16 protein-coding genes and 1 pseudogene are annotated in these 19405 nt (G+C 50.0%); 4 read left to right on the plus strand and 13 right to left on the minus strand.

The window, feature by feature from the left end; all coding sequences use genetic code 11:
* Nucleotides 1-100: 100 nt before the first annotated feature.
* Nucleotides 101-1402, plus strand: coding sequence for a uracil permease (gene uraA / locus AC1TPC_RS01045; protein WP_482065022.1), 1302 nt, complete (start codon nt 101-103; stop codon nt 1400-1402).
* Between the two features lie 336 nt (nt 1403-1738).
* On the opposite strand, the gene AC1TPC_RS01050 is transcribed toward uraA, so the two are convergent.
* The 7 genes from AC1TPC_RS01050 to AC1TPC_RS01080 all read right to left on the minus strand — a co-directional run bounded on the left by AC1TPC_RS01050 (nt 1739) and on the right by AC1TPC_RS01080 (nt 9584).
* Nucleotides 1739-3211: a leucyl aminopeptidase family protein gene (locus AC1TPC_RS01050; RefSeq protein ID WP_482065023.1), complete on the minus strand. Its 1473-nt coding sequence runs from the start codon at nt 3209-3211 to the stop codon at nt 1739-1741.
* Nucleotides 3212-3224: 13 nt separating this feature from the next.
* On the minus strand, nt 3225-4133 hold the full coding sequence (locus AC1TPC_RS01055; RefSeq protein ID WP_482065024.1) for a carbohydrate ABC transporter permease: 909 nt from the start codon (nt 4131-4133) through the stop codon (nt 3225-3227).
* Between the two features lie 80 nt (nt 4134-4213).
* Nucleotides 4214-5920, minus strand: a complete 1707-nt coding sequence (locus AC1TPC_RS01060; RefSeq protein WP_482065025.1) for an extracellular solute-binding protein — start codon at nt 5918-5920, stop codon at nt 4214-4216.
* A gap of 80 nt (nt 5921-6000) precedes the next feature.
* Nucleotides 6001-6924 (minus strand): ABC transporter permease, encoded by a 924-nt coding sequence (locus AC1TPC_RS01065; protein WP_482065026.1) that lies wholly within the window; start codon nt 6922-6924, stop codon nt 6001-6003.
* 10 nt (nt 6925-6934) lie between these two features.
* The gene (gene hisJ / locus AC1TPC_RS01070; protein WP_482065027.1) at nt 6935-7792 is read right to left on the minus strand and encodes a histidinol-phosphatase HisJ; all 858 of its coding nucleotides are present in this window, start codon (nt 7790-7792) and stop codon (nt 6935-6937) included.
* 345 nt (nt 7793-8137) lie between these two features.
* Nucleotides 8138-8932, minus strand: coding sequence for a DeoR/GlpR family DNA-binding transcription regulator (locus tag AC1TPC_RS01075; protein ID WP_482065028.1), 795 nt, complete (start codon nt 8930-8932; stop codon nt 8138-8140).
* 388 nt (nt 8933-9320) lie between these two features.
* Nucleotides 9321-9584 carry a helix-turn-helix domain-containing protein gene (locus AC1TPC_RS01080; protein WP_482065029.1) on the minus strand — a complete coding sequence of 88 codons (264 nt, stop codon included), beginning with the start codon at nt 9582-9584 and terminating at the stop codon, nt 9321-9323.
* A 134-nt stretch (nt 9585-9718) separates the two neighbouring features.
* Between AC1TPC_RS01080 and AC1TPC_RS01085 the strand changes: the two genes are divergently transcribed.
* The 3 genes and pseudogenes from AC1TPC_RS01085 to AC1TPC_RS01095 all read left to right on the plus strand — a co-directional run bounded on the left by AC1TPC_RS01085 (nt 9719) and on the right by AC1TPC_RS01095 (nt 10677).
* Nucleotides 9719-10108: a DUF4981 domain-containing protein gene (locus tag AC1TPC_RS01085; RefSeq protein WP_482065030.1), complete on the plus strand. Its 390-nt coding sequence runs from the start codon at nt 9719-9721 to the stop codon at nt 10106-10108.
* Nucleotides 10109-10189: 81 nt separating this feature from the next.
* Nucleotides 10190-10273: pseudogene (locus AC1TPC_RS01090) on the plus strand (hypothetical protein); the annotation flags it as partial.
* 44 nt (nt 10274-10317) lie between these two features.
* Nucleotides 10318-10677, plus strand: a complete 360-nt coding sequence (locus AC1TPC_RS01095; RefSeq protein ID WP_482065031.1) for a beta-galactosidase small subunit-related protein — start codon at nt 10318-10320, stop codon at nt 10675-10677.
* A 278-nt stretch (nt 10678-10955) separates the two neighbouring features.
* Here AC1TPC_RS01095 and AC1TPC_RS01100 read toward each other — a convergent pair whose 3' ends face one another.
* The 6 genes from AC1TPC_RS01100 to iolD form a co-directional block, all read right to left on the minus strand.
* Complete coding sequence (locus tag AC1TPC_RS01100) at nt 10956-12953, minus strand: beta-galactosidase trimerization domain-containing protein (RefSeq protein ID WP_482065032.1); 1998 nt, start codon at nt 12951-12953, stop codon at nt 10956-10958.
* Between the two features lie 12 nt (nt 12954-12965).
* Nucleotides 12966-13883, minus strand: a complete 918-nt coding sequence (locus tag AC1TPC_RS01105; RefSeq protein WP_482065033.1) for a metallophosphoesterase family protein — start codon at nt 13881-13883, stop codon at nt 12966-12968.
* Between the two features lie 104 nt (nt 13884-13987).
* Entirely contained in the window at nt 13988-14797 is an 810-nt protein-coding gene (iolB, locus tag AC1TPC_RS01110) for a 5-deoxy-glucuronate isomerase (RefSeq protein ID WP_482065034.1), read from the minus strand.
* 123 nt (nt 14798-14920) lie between these two features.
* Nucleotides 14921-16366, minus strand: a complete 1446-nt coding sequence (locus AC1TPC_RS01115; protein ID WP_482065035.1) for a CoA-acylating methylmalonate-semialdehyde dehydrogenase — start codon at nt 16364-16366, stop codon at nt 14921-14923.
* 31 nt (nt 16367-16397) lie between these two features.
* Nucleotides 16398-17408 carry a 5-dehydro-2-deoxygluconokinase gene (gene iolC / locus AC1TPC_RS01120; RefSeq protein WP_482065036.1) on the minus strand — a complete coding sequence of 337 codons (1011 nt, stop codon included), beginning with the start codon at nt 17406-17408 and terminating at the stop codon, nt 16398-16400.
* Nucleotides 17409-17456: 48 nt separating this feature from the next.
* Complete coding sequence (iolD, locus tag AC1TPC_RS01125; RefSeq protein ID WP_482065037.1) at nt 17457-19322, minus strand: 3D-(3,5/4)-trihydroxycyclohexane-1,2-dione acylhydrolase (decyclizing); 1866 nt, start codon at nt 19320-19322, stop codon at nt 17457-17459.
* Between the last annotated feature and the right edge of the window lie 83 nt (nt 19323-19405).

Consider the following 19405-nt stretch of genomic DNA (forward strand, 5'->3'; position numbering starts at 1 on the left):
CTAACCTATGATAAGAAAACACTTGCCAAACCATTGCTGAACTATGTAGAATCGACAAAGGTCAAAAATAGACAACCTATCCTTGAAGGAGCTTATTCTCATGAAAAACGCAATTGGGGTTCACGAAAGGCCTCCTGGTCTGCAAAGCTTTCTGCTGAGCTTGCAGCATCTATTTGCTATGTTTGGCTCCACCGTGCTCGTACCGAATATACTCGGCGTTGATCCGGCAATCTGTTTGCTCATGAACGGGATCGGAACGCTGCTGTATCTCTGGATTTGCAACAACAAAATTCCAGCTTATCTCGGCTCAAGCTTTGCTTTTCTCGCGCCAGCAGGCGCCGTTATCGGTGATCACGCATCTGGCGGCAGCTATGAGGCTGCTCTTGGCGGATTTATTATATCGGGCGTCATCTTTACGGTCGTCGCACTTATCATTCAAGCAGCCGGTACCGGCTGGATCAATGTTGTATTTCCACCTGCAGCAATGGGTGCAATCGTCGCGATTATCGGTTTAGAGCTTATCCCGGTCGCGGCACGGATGGCTGGCTGGATTAGACCTGCAGATGTTTCATCTACTGCAGTATGGTCGCCAGATCCAAAAATTGTAGCCCTCTCGACCATCACCCTTGCTGTAACGGTGCTCGGCTCGGTGCTGTTCCGTGGCTTCATGCGGATTATCCCGATTCTGATCGGTATCGTAACCGGTTATGTACTTGCCTATTTCATGGGCTTTGCCGATTTCAGCAACGTGGCAGAGAGCGGTGTTGTTCAGCTTCCGCATTTCACCACCCCCGTCTTTCAGTGGTCGGCGATCATCGCTATTGGGCCTGCGGCGCTTGTCGTCATCGCTGAGCATATCGGGCACTTGGTCGTCACCGGCAACATCGTAGACAAAGACCTATCGAAGGATCCAGGCCTTCACCGGTCCATGCTGGGCAACGGGATTTCTACCATCCTATCCGGATTTGTAGGCTCCACGCCTAACACGACCTATGGAGAAAATATCGGAGTGCTTGCGATCACGAAGGTCTACTCGACTTTTGTTATTGGAGGCGCGGCGGTTATTGCGATCGTGCTTTCATTTTCCGGGAAATTTTCGGCGCTCATTTCCGCTATTCCAGGACCGGTTATGGGCGGCGTTTCCTTGCTGCTGTTCGGCGTAATCGCGGCTTCCGGCCTTCGGATGCTCGTTGAATCCAAGGTGGATTACAGCAAGCCTACCAATCTGTTCTTAACGACAGTCGTGCTTGTTATTGGCCTTAGCGGCGTGAATCTTACAATCGGCGATTTCTCCCTTTCGGGGATGGCGCTCGCTACCGTAGTTGCGATTGTGCTTAGCCTGCTATTCAAAGTGTTTGACGTGCTAAAGCTATCCAACGACCATGAAGCTTCGGGTCATTAAATAGAGTAGAGGCTGTCTCATATGCGGCTAACTAGCTTGGAATATGCCCCATTTATAGATATGCACTCATTCGGTCTAAACAACCGAATAGTATTGCTACTTATAGCCTTTAGTTGTTTCAGGTACGGCCCATTCGTTGCTGTAATGCGCATATGTGCTCCTATGCATTTTTTCCGTACCACATAAGCAGAATCTATAACGCTGTCACAACAATCAACCTGCCCAAAAAAGCCTCCAAGCCCACTTGTATAGTGGATTTGGAGGCTTTTTTGCACTTTATCCGGAACTCTCTCATTTAATGCAGCACAGGGAATGGTATGATCTCATTTTACATCTTTAGACGCCGCTCGCAATCCATTCGGCGAGCAGTCTCGTCCCATAGCCAGTTGCGCCGACAACTATATGACCCTTGCTGTCGGACGATTCCTTCAACGCGTTCATATCGATGTGCGCCCACTTATACGAAGAGCTTGTGAACTTGCGCAGAAACAGAGCAGACGTAATAGCTCCGGCTTCGCCTACGCGGCTGATATTGCAAATGTCGGCGTAATCGCTTCTCAAATAAGCTTCATACTCATCGACGAGAGGGAGCTGCCATAATTTTTCCCCAACACTCTCGCCTATGGCCCGAATCGATTGCACGAGCATGTCGTCTCCCCATATTCCAGCCAATAGCGAGCCGAGCGCACCTCCGCATGAATACGTCAACGTTGCCATATCGACGACCCGCTGAGCGCCGATTTGACCCGCGTACACAAGAGCGTCCGCCAGCACCAGCCGACCTTCCGAATCGGTATTGCCAACCTGCACCGTCGTACCATTCGCATACCTTAGCACCTCCCCTGGCAGCAAAGCATTGGCGTCAGGGACGTTCTCCGCTGCAGCGACCAATACAGCGATATTCGCCGGGATGCCGCGACCAGAGACAATGCTCAAGGCACCAATTACAGCAGCGGCACCCGCCATGTCCATGCGCATATCGCTAATATCATTGTCGCGCTTCAGGCTGATGCCGCCTGTGTCGAACGTAATGCCTTTGCCGATTAGAACGGTGAGAGGCATAGCAGGGTCGGTGCAATACCTTAAGTCCATGAATACGGACGGATTTACGCTCCCGCGGCCGACTGCCGGCAGACCCGCCATACCAAGACGCTCCAGCTCTTCTCCCGTCTTAATAGCAATACTTACCGCTTCGCCCTCAAAATGCTCCTGAACACGTTCGGCAAACTTTAGTGGAGTAAGCGCATTCGAAGGCTCGTTAGTCAGATCGCGGGCCAGCATCGTGCCTTGCGCCCGAATTTCACCGAGGCGAACTGCTTCCGCCAGACTCTCTTTACCCTCCGCCTCGAAAAGGATGGATGTAACGCTGCGATGCGTTTTTTTCGTACGGTAACGATCGAAAGCATATGTCCCAAGCAGCCAGCCTTCTACCCATGCTGATATGAATGTTGCTTCTTCGACATCATTGCCCGCCCGAACGCCCAGCCCCTCAAAGGAAATAACCGCCGACTGCAGCCCTTCCCGCTCCGCCGCTCGACCAGCAGCTCCTGCAGCTTCCGTTAAATGAAAAGCTGTAGCGTGACCGCCATCGCCCATACCGACGAACAAATAATGCGGCTGCTCTCCGCGTCCGTAGAACCATGTAAATTGTCCACGCTCGCCCATCCGCTGCCGCGGTTCATGCTTTTCAAGAAACGAATTCAGCAGCACGCCGCTTTGCGAATTCTCAAAGCTGTCTTTATAGATAGGAAAAATAATGGCCTGACCCGCTCCGCCTATTCGCAGTTTAAAGGTTGGCATCGTATTCATATTAATTCCCTCCTTATTCTTTCAAAGATCCGATCATAACGCCTTTTGCAAAAAACTTCTGGATAAAGGGATAGACCATTATAATAGGCGTCACCACGATGACGATTGTCGCCATTTTGAGCGAATTTCCGGTTACATGCATTCTATCGAGCATCTCAAGGTTCGCGCCGCTTGCCATGTTATTAAGCAGCCGCCGCAGCGATTCCTGACGGGTCAGCATTTCCTGGAGCAGCGTAGACAGTGGTCTCAAATCTCCATTCCGAACAAAAAATGCGCCCGTAAACCAATCATTCCAATGGCCTACAGCATTAAACAAGCTAATTACGGCGATCACCGGACGGCTAAGAGGCAATATAATACGCCAAAAAATCGAAAAATCATTGTAACCGTCGATACGAGCGGCTTCTTCGAGACTTCCGCTGATCTGTTGGAAAAATGTCCGCATGATGAGAATATTCCACACGCTGTACAGCGACGGAATAATATAAACCCAGATGGAGTTCGTCAAATGTAGATCTTTTAATAAAATATAATAAGGAATCAAGCCGCCATTGAACAGCATTGTGAAAAAAATCGCCATCGTGAACAGCTGGACTCCAGGCATTGTCCTGCTCTTCAAGGCATAAGCTGCCATCGCGGTTAGGATAACGCTGGATACCGTGCCTATTACGGTGCGGAATAAAGAAATGAAGAAAGCCTGCAACACATTACCGGAAGAGAACAGCTCTTCAAAGTTCTCAAGCGACCATGCGCGCGGCCAGAAGTAAATGCCGCCGCTCTCCGCGTCCTTGCCCTCGTTGAAAGCTAATGCGATTACATTCAGAAAAGGAAGAATGATGGATAAACATAACAGAATGAGAAGCAAGGCATTGATGATTCGGAAAGCCTTTTCCCCAGGAGATAATTTATACGCTTCGTTCAACGCTGTTCATCCTCTCTAGCCGCATCAAGGAAGGAGAGGCGCCCTCATCCATCTCAGGATGAAGACGCCTGTTTCAAGCCCTATTGCATGATGAGCTTTGTTTTTATATCTTTGTCCTTTTGTTCAAGAAGCTCCAAATATTCGTCCAATCCAGCGGATTTTAGCTGCTCAGAAGCTGAATCAACTATCTTCTTTGCTTCATCAAGAGATTTTGTGTAATAAGCCCTTATCATGCTGTCCTTGTAATTGTCCAGAGCCGCCTTGAGCTGCTCACCCTTCGGATAATCGGATAGAAATGACAATGGCCTGTATCCATCTTCAAGGCGAGCGTTGCTGCGCTTCTCATCCCAATTCCAATATTCCGCGATTTTCTCCGGTCCGGCATTCAGATCCGGATTAACGGCATCGCCGTAGAACATTTCACCGAAATCACCCAAAGGTTCCTTGTCAGTCGCGCCAAGCGCCTCGCCCCATGTGTTGCCCGCGACTGCAAAGCCTAGCTTTAACGCTGAGTCCGGATCATTCTTTTTGAGATCGAGCACTTCTTGCTTCACAATCGGATTGCCATTCTCATCAAGCGTATAATCTCTTCGTTCGAGTCCGTATTGCCACAATAGCTTTCCTTCGCGGCTTGCGAGAAAATCTGCGAATTTAACAACTTCCTCTGGACGCTCCGTTGTTGCCGGAATCGACCATGCGCCATAGGCTGTCTTGTAAGGCACTGACATTTGGTAAGGGGCATCCGCTCTATTCAGAGGCCCAATCGGCAAATAATGCCCGTCATTGTTAAAATCAATGTAGTTGTGCATGCCGATAATCGCGAATGAGCCATTCAAAGCGCCCTCTGTTGCCCGTGTCTCTTCCATTGTGAAAAACTCAGGGTCCATCAGTTTTTCATCCAAAAGCTTCTGCATGAATGCAACCCGCTTCATTGGAAATTCCGTTTGGCTCTCATGTACGATTTTGCCTTCCGCATTGCGCTTGATGAGCTGATCGCTTTCGCCCCATACTAGATCAGAATATAGCAAGCTATCTTCTCTGCCACCGTAGTAGTCAGGTCCAATTGGGTAAATATCCTTGCCGTTATTATCCTTAAAGCCGCCAGCCTTGATTTTCTTCGCCAGCTCGTATAACTGCTCCGCAGTATGGATTTCTCTTGGATCGATTTTCAGCGCGTCTGCGATATCCTTGCGAATATATGGACCAGAAACATATTTACGGGAATTGTAGCCTGGTTGGCGCCAAATATTCATATGGGCCAGGTAGGACGAGCCGTTGAATTCAGGCCGGAACATCGACCCGAATTGCGTGTCCTTCGGAAGGTAGCCTTCCTCCAAATATTTGCTGTATACTTTCGTCCCTTTAAACAGAGGGGTCAAATCTGCAAACATGCCTTCGCTAGCTGCTTTAAGAATAACCGCCATCTCTGGACGTCCGCTGTTATCCAAATAATAAGCGATGAAATCGGGCAAATCCCCAGATGCGATGCCGGCTGCGAGCAATTCGGTCGAATCGCCGCCTTGTACCGCCTCCATCTCAAGCGTAATTCCTGTCTTTTCCTTGAGCTTGGCAGCAATTTCAGGGTTCATTTCTGTGTTGATGTCGCTGTCCATAAAAACAAGTCCTTTAATCGTACGATCGGCAATCCAAGTAACCGGCTTTGCTGCTGCCGAATTGTCCTGCGAGTTCTCCGTGTTTGGTTTCTCATTGCCCGCATTTCCCGTACAGCCTGCCAGCAGCAAACCAGCGACAATCGGTGTAATGAGCAGCATGCTCCATCTTTTCATGTAGAATCCCTCTCCCATTCCTCATCAGCTTGATAGATTTATGAAAAACGTCTTAAACGCTCTTCCAATGGAATACTTGCTTACCATAGCGCATTGTCCGAAAGCTTTCGGCTTGCCCGATTAGCGAGGACAACAAGCACAAGTCCGATTAAACCTTGCATGAGACCAACAGCCGTCGCGTAGCCAAATTGCGCGCTCTGAATGCCGACGCGAATGATATAGGTGTCCAGGACGTCAGCTAAATGCATATTGCCCGGGGTTCTCATCAAATAAAGCTGATCAAAGCCCGCCGTCATAATGCCGCCAAGCGAAAGAATAAATACGATTACGATTGTCGGCATAATAGATGGCAGCGCAACATAGCGAATTTCTTGCCATTTGCTCGCTCCGTCTATTTTTGCTGCTTCGAATAGATTGGGATTAATACCGGTTATTGCAGCATAGTAGATAATCGAACCCCAGCCAGCCGTCTGCCAGATGTAGCTCCAGAACATCATCGGGTAAAAATACTTCGCATCCATTGCAAAAAAAGTACTGCCGTCTCCGCCGAACCATTTGATCACTTCATTAACGATTCCGATCTCCGGTGCAAAAATCCGCTGCATCAAGCCAACGATAATGACCCAGGATAGAAAATGCGGTAAATACATGATGCTCTGCGTGAATCCCCTAAACCATTTGTTTCTTACTTCGTTGAACATCAACGCCAATATTATCGGAAACGGCATTCCAAGAAAGAGCTTCATGCAGCTGATGATGAGTGTATTTCGAATAAGCTGCCCGCTTTGATAATCCTCGAAAAACCTTTTGAAATATTCAAGACCGACCCAAGGACTGTTCAGAATGGTCATGTTGAACTTGTACTCCTTAAACGCGAGAAGCAATCCTGCCATTGGAATGTAGCTAAATATAGCAAAAAACACGAGACAAGGAATGAGCATGATGTATAAATAACGATGTGCAACGACTCTTCTCAACCATTTGACAGTCGGGTTTGTAACCATGAGGGAGCAATCACCTCTTTTCCAAATTTCTGCTGATCACTTTTCCTGCTTCATTTAATGTCCGCTCGAACCAGTCCCAGCCAGCTCCAACTTCATCAGGCTTATGAGAATCCGAGCCGTAAACGAGCGGAATTCCTCGCTGCAGACATTCTTGCATGAACCATTCCGGTACATAAGCTCTTCCGCACGTCGGCTTCCTGAAGCCTGCCGTGTTCACGTCCACACCCGCTCCGGCCGCTTCCAGCTTTGGCAAAATGCCGTTCAATCGACGCTTAACGAGGGTCTCGTCCAGCTCCGGCAGCGCCAGATGAAATTTTTCAATCAAATTGATATGCCCGATTCTTTTGCGGCACGGAAGATCCGAAGACCATTCGATAGCCGCTTCGACATGGTTGTAATACTCATCAGCAACCTTATCCATCGATCCGTAATATTCGATCAGCTTGTCCTTGAACGTCTCAGGCGTGTAGTCAATACACTGGTTGCCGCCGATTCCGGGAAGATAATGAACCGAAAATACAACATCCTCTAACCGCTCACCGTATTTGTCGACCAACCGCAAGGCAAAGTCGGGATCCTCAGGCAAGTAATCAAGTTCGAGCCCAATCGTCGTTTCGATCTGATCAATGTAGCGTTCCTTTGCTCTTCTTGCTTGTTCAAAATAAAGCGGCAGCTCTTCTTCTTTCATCGCCAGCTGCGCCATCAGAGGAAGATCGTCGATGTAGCCTGCTGGCAGCGGGGGATGCTCACTGAACGTGTACCGCTGAAATCCAAGCCGGACTGCTTGCTCCAAATAAAGCTCCATGCTTGCGCTGCTGCCGTGACGGCAAAAATTAGTGTGTGTATGTCCATCCCATTTCAATTGCATGCTTCTGCTCCTTTTTTCGTTGTCTGCCCTTCTGCTGGCCATGCCACGGGAGACAATCACATCGTATTATGTTACTTGTCATTTGACAATATGTTTGATCAAACATTAACACAATCAATACAAACATTCTATCTTTTGTTATCTAGAGATTAAATATTGCTGATTTATCAACGTTTTATCAACGTTTCATCAAAGTTTCATGAATGTTTCATGCATGTATTTCCATGCCCGATAATGTGTGATTATATAGTATTTATGTTTGATCCCACAAAAAAAGAACTGTACACGCATTATAAAATGCATAGTACAGCCCTATATTTTAATCGGCTCGCTCTAGTTGGATGACTATTCCGCTAACGGAGCTTCGATCCACTCGACCTCATTAGCCGCAAGATGCTCCGCCCAGCCCTCTGGGCATGGACTGTCGGATATGACCGAGTCCACTTCCTCGAACGATAGCATATGCGTAAACGCAATGACACTAAGCTTCGAATGGTCTGCCAAAACATAAACCTGCTCAGCCGTCTGTGCGAAAATGCGCGACATCGAAGCCTCGTCCGGATCATAATCGCTGATGCCTCCGGATATCGAGATGCCGCCTACTGACAAGAAGGCTTTGCTGACGCGGAATTGCTGCATCGTCCTCTCGCAGATGGAACCGCTGATCGATTGCTGTTCCGGATTAAGCTCCCCGCCAAGCAAAATAATCTTTCCGCTAAATCTTCCTTGGTTGACGCCGTCCATCAATCCTGTTGCCACGGAAACACTGTTAGTCAGTACCGTCAGCCGCCTGCGGCCCGTAATCGCCTTGACCAGCTCGAGCGCCGTCGTACCGACGTCAATCGCGATTGTATCTCCGTCTTCAATTAACTCAGCCGCGCGGCGTCCGATAGCTTCTTTTTCTTTGACATACTTCAATTGCCTCTGCGTAAATGGCGCCTCGGAGGTTTGGAACAATGGCTTCGTCGCTCCTCCGTATACGCGGCGCAGCAGCCCGTCCTTCTCCAGAACGTCCAAATCTCTTCGAATCGTTTCTGGCGATACGTCAAAGTGCTCCGCGAGCGGAATGACTCGGACCTTCCCTTCCGAATTCAGTAGCTTTATAATCATTTGTTTGCGTTCTTCTGCTAAAACCGACACTGCTACGCACCTCATTTATCGATTGTTAGTTATATATGTTGTGGATTAATGTGGATTTACTTTTTTAATTTTATCGTACTTGCAGACACGTTGTAAACTAATAAAAGCATTATTTACAATTGATGCGCCTTGTTTAAACATCAAGAAAACAGTATAAGCGTATGATCGCATTTAGTGGTTTTATGTTTGATTTTGTTGTGTTTGGCGGAATTCGACGAAGCCGCCGGCCGGATTTATTTTCGCACCTATTCACCTTGGGTCGACCGGTTGGCGGAACGTCCTTTATGCTGCCCGGACTATAAGTTTCTGACCGGTGAATACGACCAGTTCGAGGTGCCATGGCATTTTCAAAGCAGATTCAAGTTTCGTTAAACGGCTGTTGATCAGCTCACTCCGCTTCGCGTCGCTCCACCCTTGATTCGGAAGGCGTTATCCCGTAGACCCGGCGGAACAATCGCGTACAATAGACCGGCTCCATCCCGATATAGGAGGCAGCCTGCCTAATCGTCATATTCGGCTGCTCGGCGAGCAGAAGCGCGGCTGTTCTAAGCCGCAATCGCTGCAAATATTGCAATGGCGTCATTTGCAGCGCATTTCTAAACAGCCGAGTGAGCTGTTTCTGTGAGTATCCGACATGGTCGGGATTCAACAAAGAGATGACTCAAGGCTTGTGCATTACGAAAGTGCGGCTCCCCATTATGGAGGCCATGAGAATATAGAATCATCGACGGACTCGTTTATCCGGATCGCAGGCCGCATACCGGGCTGCTTGAGCTGAAGCAGGTTATGGCACCGATTCATATCGAAGCGGTTGACTTGTCAGGCGGCAAGCTAAAGATCACCAATTTGCATGATTTTATCGATCTGTCCCATCTCGGCCTGCACTGGAAGGTTGAGAAGGATGGCACAACCATCGAACAAGGCCAAATCTGGCAGCTCGATGCCTCTGCGCATGAGCATCAGCTCGTAACGCTGCCTTATGCTTGGCCCAAATCGCAGGATAGCTGTTATACACTTACTTTGTCCTGCTGGATGAACCAGCAAACAGCATGGGCGGAGATGGGCTATGAGGTAGCGTTCACGCAGTTCACACTGTTTGAAGCTGAGCCATCCGCAGAGCCGGCTAGCCCACCCTATCCTTCATCATTATCCCTGCAGGTCGCTGAGAATGATTGATCGCTGACGATAGATGGGTTCGAATTCCGCTACGCCTTTAATCTGGACCAAGGGACGTTCGAGAAAATAACCCGGAGCGGCATTGAGATGCTGAAGCAGCCGATGACCTTCAACATCTGGCGGGCTCCAATCGACAATGATATGCATATCCGCAAGCAATGGGAGGAGCTAGGATACGACCGAGCAGTTATGAAGGTTTACAGCTGCGAATGGTCACTTTTAAGCCAATCTACGCTAGAATGTTCGAGCCTTACATCATGCCGCAGGAGAATGGCTCGCGTTACGGCACCAATTGGGCGGTCATATCGAGCGAGCAAGGGATGGGCTTGAAATTCGCCTCGCCTGAGCCGTTCTCGTTCAACGCGTCGCACTATACGCCGCTTGACCTTACGGTCGCTGCTCATAATCATGAATTAAAGAGGCGGATGGAAACCATCGTTCATCTTGATTACAAAATGAGCGGCGTCGGATCAAATTCCTGCGGACCAGCGCTGCTGGATCAATACCGTCTGAACGAGAAGCAATTCCGCTTCGAGCTTCATATAAAGCCAGTGTTCAGCGAAGACTAACAGTAAGAAAAAGGACGGAGCAGCGTGATCTAGCTGCTTCGTCCTATTTTAACTCAGCTGATGCTCTCTCGAACAAACGTTGAACATGCTCTAAATAGGCAACTAATGCACATGTGCGACACGAATGCATTAGGTCTATTTTCTAGACTTATTTCTATGATTGAGGCCGGTTTGCTAAAAATAGATCTAGTTTCTAGATTTATCCACATTAGGAGCGTCCGATGTTCTACAATCGGCTATGCATCATCCTGAGACTTCCAAAGCCTCAGCCATACAAATTAAACTTGAAACTGAACCATCCGGTGGCTATGAACATCAACCGAGATGCACGTATAACCTTCCTCGTCTTGCACGAATGGAACATCTACCATTTCCGGCAGCAGCCGCACACCCGTTACAGCCTTGTCCAGCTTGACCCGAACGGAGATGTTGCTTAAAGCCGGCACATCCTCGATAACCTGCGTGTCGCCGCGTAGAATAGGCACCGCGTACAGCAAATGCAGCACATAATCCGATTCGCCCGCAAGCTTCGTCAAGTTCACTTTTCCAGCGGAAGGCAAGAATGTTGTCAGGATCGGCTCCGGCAGCAATTGCTTGATGATGTTCAGAAGCAAATCTTTGTACAGCTGCATGCCATGATTCCGATATAGACGGAACAAAGGCTGAGCGATATAGACGATATTTTCATGCTGAATGACTGCCGGATAGCCCGCTTCTTCCGCTGCTGGAGCATGCAGATGGGAGCAGAAATGTCCGTAGGTCCGATTAAAGTAAGGTCTGTAAGAGCTCGCCAGCACCTCAGCCCCGCCTACCTCAACCCGGTAACCGGACTCATAGTTAATAAACGGCGAGGATACAAACCGATCCCCAAGCTGCTTCGACACTAAAGTATAATCGAGCTCCCACTCGGACTTCCCTTGGAACTCCGCCCCAACGGCAAGCGCGAATTCATCATGATCTGCCTTAAGACCGCTCTGCGCGCTTAGAATGATTTTTCCTCCGCCTGCGGTATAACGCTCCAGCTTTTGCTGCAACGCATCGTTCAACCTGATCTGATCTGGCAAAATCAAGATGCGGTAAGATGAGAAATCAGCTAGATCGTCGATCATATCGAATAAGTAATGGCCTTCCTCCAGCATCATATAAGCGCCCATATCGCTCGTTCTGCTGTCCTCGGCTCCATTGAGCGCGTTAGCTGAAAGAATGGCGATTTCAGCGATGCTCTCCGTATCGCGGCACCATTCCTCCTTCGCTTCAACATCCGCAAACGCTTCCCCAATAATCCGGTACGTTTCTTCGTCCATGCGGCCGCTCGGGTGAAGCTGATCGCCGACGCAGATTCGGGCTCCGAATGAAATCATCTGCTGGCATTCATATCGCAGCGCAGCCGGGCTTTTGAAGCCTCCGAACTCTCCCCACGACTTGTGGAACTTCCCGGTCATGCCGAGATACTGAAAGTCCTGCTTGCGAATATACCGAACCATGCTTGTAAAATAATCGTACCCCCACCCGCCGGTAGGCAGCGATTCGATATCATAATGCGAATAATATTCATGATATTGCTTGTCGCCCATTCTCTCTGTCGTGCAGTTATGATAAAGACGTGTCTCCGGGTTGATCGACCAAATCAATTCCGATGTCGCCTTCAAATAGTTCAAATAAGTCTGCTTGGCGAGCTGCATGCGGTGCTCTGGATTGTTCTCATCAAGCCCCTGCTCCTTCAGGCTGCTGCGGCAGCTTGCGCATAAGCAAGGATATTCGCCTACGATATCGTAGAAAATACCGACAGGCTGGAAGCGCTCCATTACCTCGCGAGTGTAGTCCAGTATATATTGAAGGTAAGGAGAATTCAGACAAAGCATATGCCAGCCATCCCAGCCGGTAAGAAGACTTGTCTCCTCTGTCGCTTTCGGAGGGCCGTAAGGGTCGCCATCCTCCTTCACCACTACCCATTCAGGATGCTCTCTGGCAGCAAGCTCATTAAATCCGACCGTTATATAGATCGGCGCCTCAATGTCGTTCTGCTTGCATGCTTCGAGCATTCTTGGCAGCAAATTTGTTTCCAAATGCGGATGCGGCTTGCCGACCGCCGTGTCATAATAGCTCCAGCCATGATGGCACATCGCAAAAACATTTATCGTATCAAGCTTCGCCTGCTTCAAGCTGGCAACGAACTGCTCCTCGTCAAAGTCTCTGCCTACGCCCGTAATATGCTCTGATGTATGAAAATCAAGATGAACCTGTCTAAATCCGATCGGATTAAATCTTTTTTTCATAAAATACACCTCTTATCCCTCATGGTTGCTCTTATCCACTTGATCAGCTTGAACGATCCATGTATCGAATGCCCGTTTTCCTTCCTCAAGTCGAATGACTCTGGCGCCCTTCGGCAGCTTTCCATAGCAATTGTATCCAGTTGCCCGTCCATAACAAAGCCTTATTCCGTGCAAAGTGCCGCAATAATCGTTGTCATGATCATGGCCGACGAAAGTGCCAATCACATCGCCTGAATGTACCATCGCCCCGAGCAAGCCTGTGTTTACCTTTGGACACTCCACATTTTCCTCGCGGGTGCCCGTCACTTGCTCTCCGTTCCACGCCGCATCGTATTCAGGTATCGGAATATGGAAAAAGGCCAACGATGGAAGCGGACCGCCGTTTTGAGCGGTAAGCTGCTTGGATTGCTCTGTATACCATCTGATTTGATCCGGGTGAATCCAAGCATAGCCGCCAATCGGTTCCGGCGCATTGATGCCGGAGTCGAAGAAATAAAGCGCTGCCTTATCCTCGGCTCCACTCGCGTTCATCACTTTTAACATAAAATTGCCTATCCCATTGATGTCCTCTGGTCCGGCTTCAGTAAGGCAATTGACATCCTCTTGCTGTATAGCAAGAAGCTCCTCTCTGGTTACCCCTGCCTCAGCATCATGATTGCCGAACACGGCTGCCCAAGGAACTCCGGATTCAACTACGGGAGCAATAGCTCTGCGAAAGGATGCCTTTGGATCGGCAACGCCGTCGCTCCATATCATATCGCCCGTTAACACGACGAGATCAGGCTTCTGCGCCGCAATGATGCTGCGAACTAAAGCAGTCGTTCGCTCATCATCCTCGCGCTCTTCCTCTTTGCCGTCTCCGAGATGCATATCCGTAAACTGTAAAATATTAAAAGTGCCGTCTTGACGAAATTTTAAACTTGCAGCCATACGCATTCCCTCCAATGAACTTGAGCGGTCTGCCTAAAAGATGCTATGCACTGCTAGGCAAGCTTCTCCGATTATATTAAGCTGAGATTCCGCATGCTGTCATCTTAAGGTTTCGTCATCATCCATTCGTGATCCTTGTCGTTATGAAACTTCCAAATGCGAGTCGGACCAGCCATGACATTCAAATAATAACAATCATAGCCCGGAGGCGCGGATACCGGATGGTAGCCGCGCGGAACCATGACAGCTTGACCATTCTTCACAACGAGCGTCTCGTCAAGGGAGCGGTCGTCGGTATAGACGCGCTGCATAGCAAACCCCTGCTCCGGCTGTACCCGGAAATAATAGGTTTCTTCGAGCAGCGACTCCGCAGGAAGATTATCTTGATCGTGCTTGTGCGGCGGGTAGCTTGACCAATGGCCGTTCGGCGTAAATACCTCCACAACGAGCAGACTGTCCGCAGGCTCCGATTCTGGCAAAATATTATGAATACGCCGCTCGATGTTTCCATAGCCGCGCGTTTCGGTTCCAACCTGAGCAGGCGCAATCAGCCTTGCTTTGTGGTTTCCGTAACCTGGTGCGGAGCATACGGCCACTTCAAGCTCGGTGAGCGCATGAATATGATAGCTGTCGCCGCTAGGAACGTATACGGAATAAGGAGGGATTTGCTCGAAAACATTCATCCGCTCGCCAATTTCACGCCATTCCTGCTCAGCGGTTATGACATCTGCTTTTCCGCTGAGCAGTACGAGACACACTTCCTTATCCGCCGTTTCTCTGTGTAAGTCCTGCCCTTTCGAGAGACGAATCATTTCAAAGCCGACATATTGCCAACCGGCCGATTCCGGTGTAATTCGCATGAGGCTTCCTTCACGATCCGGTTCAGCCGATGGAGCTACAATTAGTTTGGACATCGTGTCTTTCCTCCTTTACACTTTGCCGGAGCTTCCGAGCAGCTGCGTTTTCTGTACTCATCAGGCAAGCCGCTTCCGCCCCAAAACACAAGCGCAGCGGCTGCATGCCTTCCAATTTGATCCTTACCAACGCGTCGTTATCATTTTTTTGCGCGTATAGAACTCAACGCCGTCAGTGCCGTTGGCATGAAGGTCGCCGTAGAACGACTTTTTCCAGCCGGAGAATGGGAAGAATGCCATCGGAGCAGGAACGCCTAGGTTAACGCCAAGCATGCCGGCTTCAATCGTCTCGCGGAATTGACGCACATAGCCGCCGCTCTTCGTAAACAGGCATGCGCCATTTGCAAAATCCGACGCGTTAGCTAGCTCGATCGCTTCCTCAAGCGTTTCTACTCGCACAATAGAGAGCACGGGAGCAAAAATCTCGTCCTCCCAAATTTTCATTCCGGCTTTAACATTATCAAAAATCGTCGGACCGACGAAGTAGCCTTTGCCCTCGCATGCCGCATCTTTGCGTCCGTCCCGCAGAAGAATCGCGCCTTCGTTCTCGCCGATTTCGATGTACTTAAGGGTACGCTCCTTATGAGGGCCCCGAATGACCGGGCCGAGGAAAATGCCATCTTCCGCACCGTTGCCGATCGTGATGCGGTCTGCCGCTTCCATCAGTTTGCTGACGAGCGTATCGCCCACTTCGCCGACAGCTACTACGACGGAGCACGCCATGCAGCGTTCGCCCGCGGAGCCGAAAGCGGCGTTAATAATTTCTTTGACCGTTACATCCATGTCAGCATCCGGCATGACGATGGAATGGTTTTTGGCGCCAGCAAGCGCTTGAACGCGTTTGCCATGCGCCGTTCCGGTTTTGTAGACATACTCTGCTACCGGCTGCGAGCCGACGAAGGAAATCGCAATGACATCTTTATGCTCAAGCATGCCGTTAACGACATCATGCGCGCCATGTACGATATTGAATACGCCGTCCGGCAGGCCGGCTTCCTTAAACAGCTCTGCAAGTCGATTGGCGAGCAGAGGCGTGCGCTCCGATGGCTTTAAGATGAAGGTGTTGCCGCAAGCGATAGCAAGCGGGAACATCCAGCAAGGCACCATCATCGGGAAGTTGAACGGTGTAATGCCTCCGACAACTCCAATCGGATACCGGTACATCGCGGACTCCAAATTTGAAGCGATATCCGGAAGCTGCTTGCCCATCATAAGCGTAGGCGCTCCGGCTGCGAATTCGACGCATTCAATGCCGCGCTGCACTTCGCCGTAAGCCTCGTTGTAGCTTTTTCCGTTCTCGAGCGTAACAAGCCGCGCAAGTTCTGCCCAATTGTCGACCAGAAGCTGCTGGTATTTAAAAAGAATGCGGGCACGGCGCGGAACCGGCGTACGGCTCCATGTTTTGAACGCTTCCTTAGCCGTTTGAACGGCCAGATCTACGTCCTCGCGCGTAGAAAGCGGAACAAGCCCAAGCACCTCTTCCGTTGCGGGATTGTATACTTCCTCGGCTTTAGTAGATGTGGATGGAACCCATTCTCCGCCTATCCAGTTATTCAATACTTGCGTCATTATCGTTTGCCCCTTTCGAATCTGTCGATATCTATGAGATCGTTATTTTGCCATTGTTGCAATCTTCAATATATTGCTGAACCTCAGCGAGAGTCGGCATCGCATCGGAGCAGCTATGGCTCGAAATGACGATGCAGGCTGATGCGCTTCCGAATTCCATGCTTTTTGAAAGCGTCCAGCCTTCCATAATGCCATATAGAAAACCAGCCGCATAGGAGTCTCCCGCTCCGAAGGTTTTGACGACCTTCGCCGGGAAGCTCTTCGCGCGATGCGTCGTTCCATCTGCGGTGTAGGCGATGGAGCCTTCCTTGCCGTGCTTGATGATGACGATTTTAGCCGAGTAGTCGAACCATTTGGATGCAGTAAAATGATCGCTGTGATCCGGATTTTGCTCGAACGCCTCCATCATATCGAACTCTTCGCGCGTGCCCAGAATGATGTCGCACTTCTCTGCGGCAAGATTGTAGTAGACAGCCGTTTCTTCTTTGGATGTCCATGTATAAGGCCGGTAATCGAGGTCAAACGCGATGACGGTCTGATGCTTTTTGGCATAGTGCAGCGCTTGGAAGACCGCTTCCCGTGAAGGGCTCTTGGCGAGTGCCGTCCCGGAAATCAGAAGCATTTTCGAATCGGCGATCAATTGCTCGCTTACCTCACCTGCTTCAAGCTTAAGATCGGCGACGTTGTCTCGATACATAAGGATGCTGCAATCGGTTGGGCTCTTTATTTCCGTAAAAGCAAGACCTGTCACCGCTCCGGTGGTGTCGGTCAAGACGTTTGATGTGTCGATGCCGCCCCGGTTCAAATAATCGTTGATGAAGCGTCCCATTTGATCGTTCGCAATTTTGCCGATAAACGCGGTTTTTCGGCCGAGGCGGGACATTCCAATCGCGATGTTGGCGGGGGAGCCGCCGACATACTTGGTGAACGTCATTGTCTCCTCCATCGGACGGTTAATTTCGTTCGCATTCAAATCGATGCAGAGCCTGCCGATAGCGGTAAAGTCAAACTTTTTATTTTGAGAAAAAGATAAATAAGTCATTGTGTGCTCCCTGCTTTCTTTGGACTTTAGACAATCCTTGATCAGGCTTTAGCGGAGGGTGACGGTTTGGATTATGGCATTCATCTCTCTGCCCGCTTGAGCAACTTTATCGCTGACGGATACCTCCGGCACGCCCACGTTCCACCAAGACTCATATCCACCCGTATTCGTGCCCGGCACGACAGGAATTTCGATCAAAGTCGTCACCGTTTCCTGCTTTGCGAGCTCCAGCGCTTCCTTTAATTGCTCCGCATTATCGGCTTTATAAGCCTTCGCTCCCAAGCTGCGGGCATGGGCTGCAAAATCAATCGGCATATAAGTGCCGGACAGTCTGCCCGTCTCCTGCGAGCGATAGCGGAACTCGTTGCCGAATCCGTCGCTGCCATGTCCTCGCTGCAAATTGTGTATGCATTGGAAACCGTGATTGTCGAATAGCAAAATCGTTATTTTACGGCCCTCTTGCAGGCTCGTCACCATTTCGGAGTGAAGCATCAAGTAGCTGCCATCCCCAACGATCGCATAAACCTCACGCGCAGGCTCTGCGAGTGCTGCCCCAAAAGCGCCTGCTATTTCATATCCCATACAGGAGAAGCCATATTCCATATGATAGGTTTTGGGCTCGACAGGCCTCCACAGCCGGTGGAGATCGCCTGGAAGACTGCCCGCCGCGCATACGACGACAGAGGATGGATCAATCGTCTCCTGAATAATGCCAAGCGCCCTAGTTTGTGCAAATCCCGCTTCATGCTCAGCCGCGTAAAGCCGATCAACCTCATTGTCCCATTCCTGCTTCAATGCTTGGATGACTGACGGAGTATGCTCGCTGCGGTAATGGATTTGTTCCAGAGCCTCATGCAGCGCCTTCAGCCCTTCTTTAGCATCTGCGATAACAGCTGCGCCGTTCAGCTTGGCGGAATCAAAGCCGCTTACGTTCAGATTGACGAATTGCACATCCGGATTGCCGAATGCCGATTTGGACGATGTCGTGAAATCGGAATAACGGGTGCCGACACCGATAATCAGATCCGCTTCCCTTGCCAGCTTATTGGCTGCCAGCGTCCCTGTAACGCCTATCGCTCCAACGTTTAATGGGTGGTTCCACGGCAATGTGCTCTTGCCGGCCTGCGTTTCCGATACGGGAATGCCGAAAGCTTCAGCGAATGCGCCAAGCTCCTTCATCGCTTCAGCGTACAGCACTCCGCCGCCAGCGATAATCAGCGGCTTCTTTTTATTTTTGATAAGCTGGGCAGCACGCAGAACAGCTTCAGCGGAGGCAGGTCTCCGATCGATGTAATGAACCTTGCGCTCGAAAAATGTTGACGGGTAATCGTACGCTTCCGCCTGAACATCCTGCGGCAGGGCGAGCGTAACCGCTCCTGTCTCTGCAGGATCAATAAGTATACGTATCGCGTTCGAAGCTGCCGTCATAAGCTGCTCCGGACGAACGATCCGATCCCAGTACTTGCTTACCGCTTTAAACGGCTCGTTAGCAGAAATCGTATAGTCGCTGGCCACCTCAAGCTGCTGCAGCACCGGGTCGGGCTGTCTGCTTGCAAAGTTGTCGCCCGGCAGCAGAAGAACGGGAATGCGGTTCACCGTTGCGGTAGCCGCAGCGGTTATCATATTGAGGGCACCAGGCCCGATAGAAGAGGTGCAGGCAAAAATCTGCTTGCGATTGCTTTGCTTCGCGAACGCAGCAGCGGCATGAACCATACCCTGCTCGTTTTTCCCTTGCACATAAACCAAATCGCCGGCGCTTCTCTCTAAGGCTTCACCGATTCCAGTCACGTTTCCATGACCGAAAATCCCCATAACGCCCTTCATGAACTTCGTCTCTACTCCGTCAATCGATACGTACTGATTATCGAGAAATCGCAGCAGCGCTTGCGCCATCGTTAGCCGAATCGTAGTCATACGTTTCAAGGCCTCCCTTTATTTCGAAATGAGCCAACCTTATAAGAAGAAAAATGGAGCGAGTTGTAAAGAAGCTCACTCCA

The sequence above is a fragment of the Paenibacillus sp. Y280 genome, from assembly GCF_056786335.1.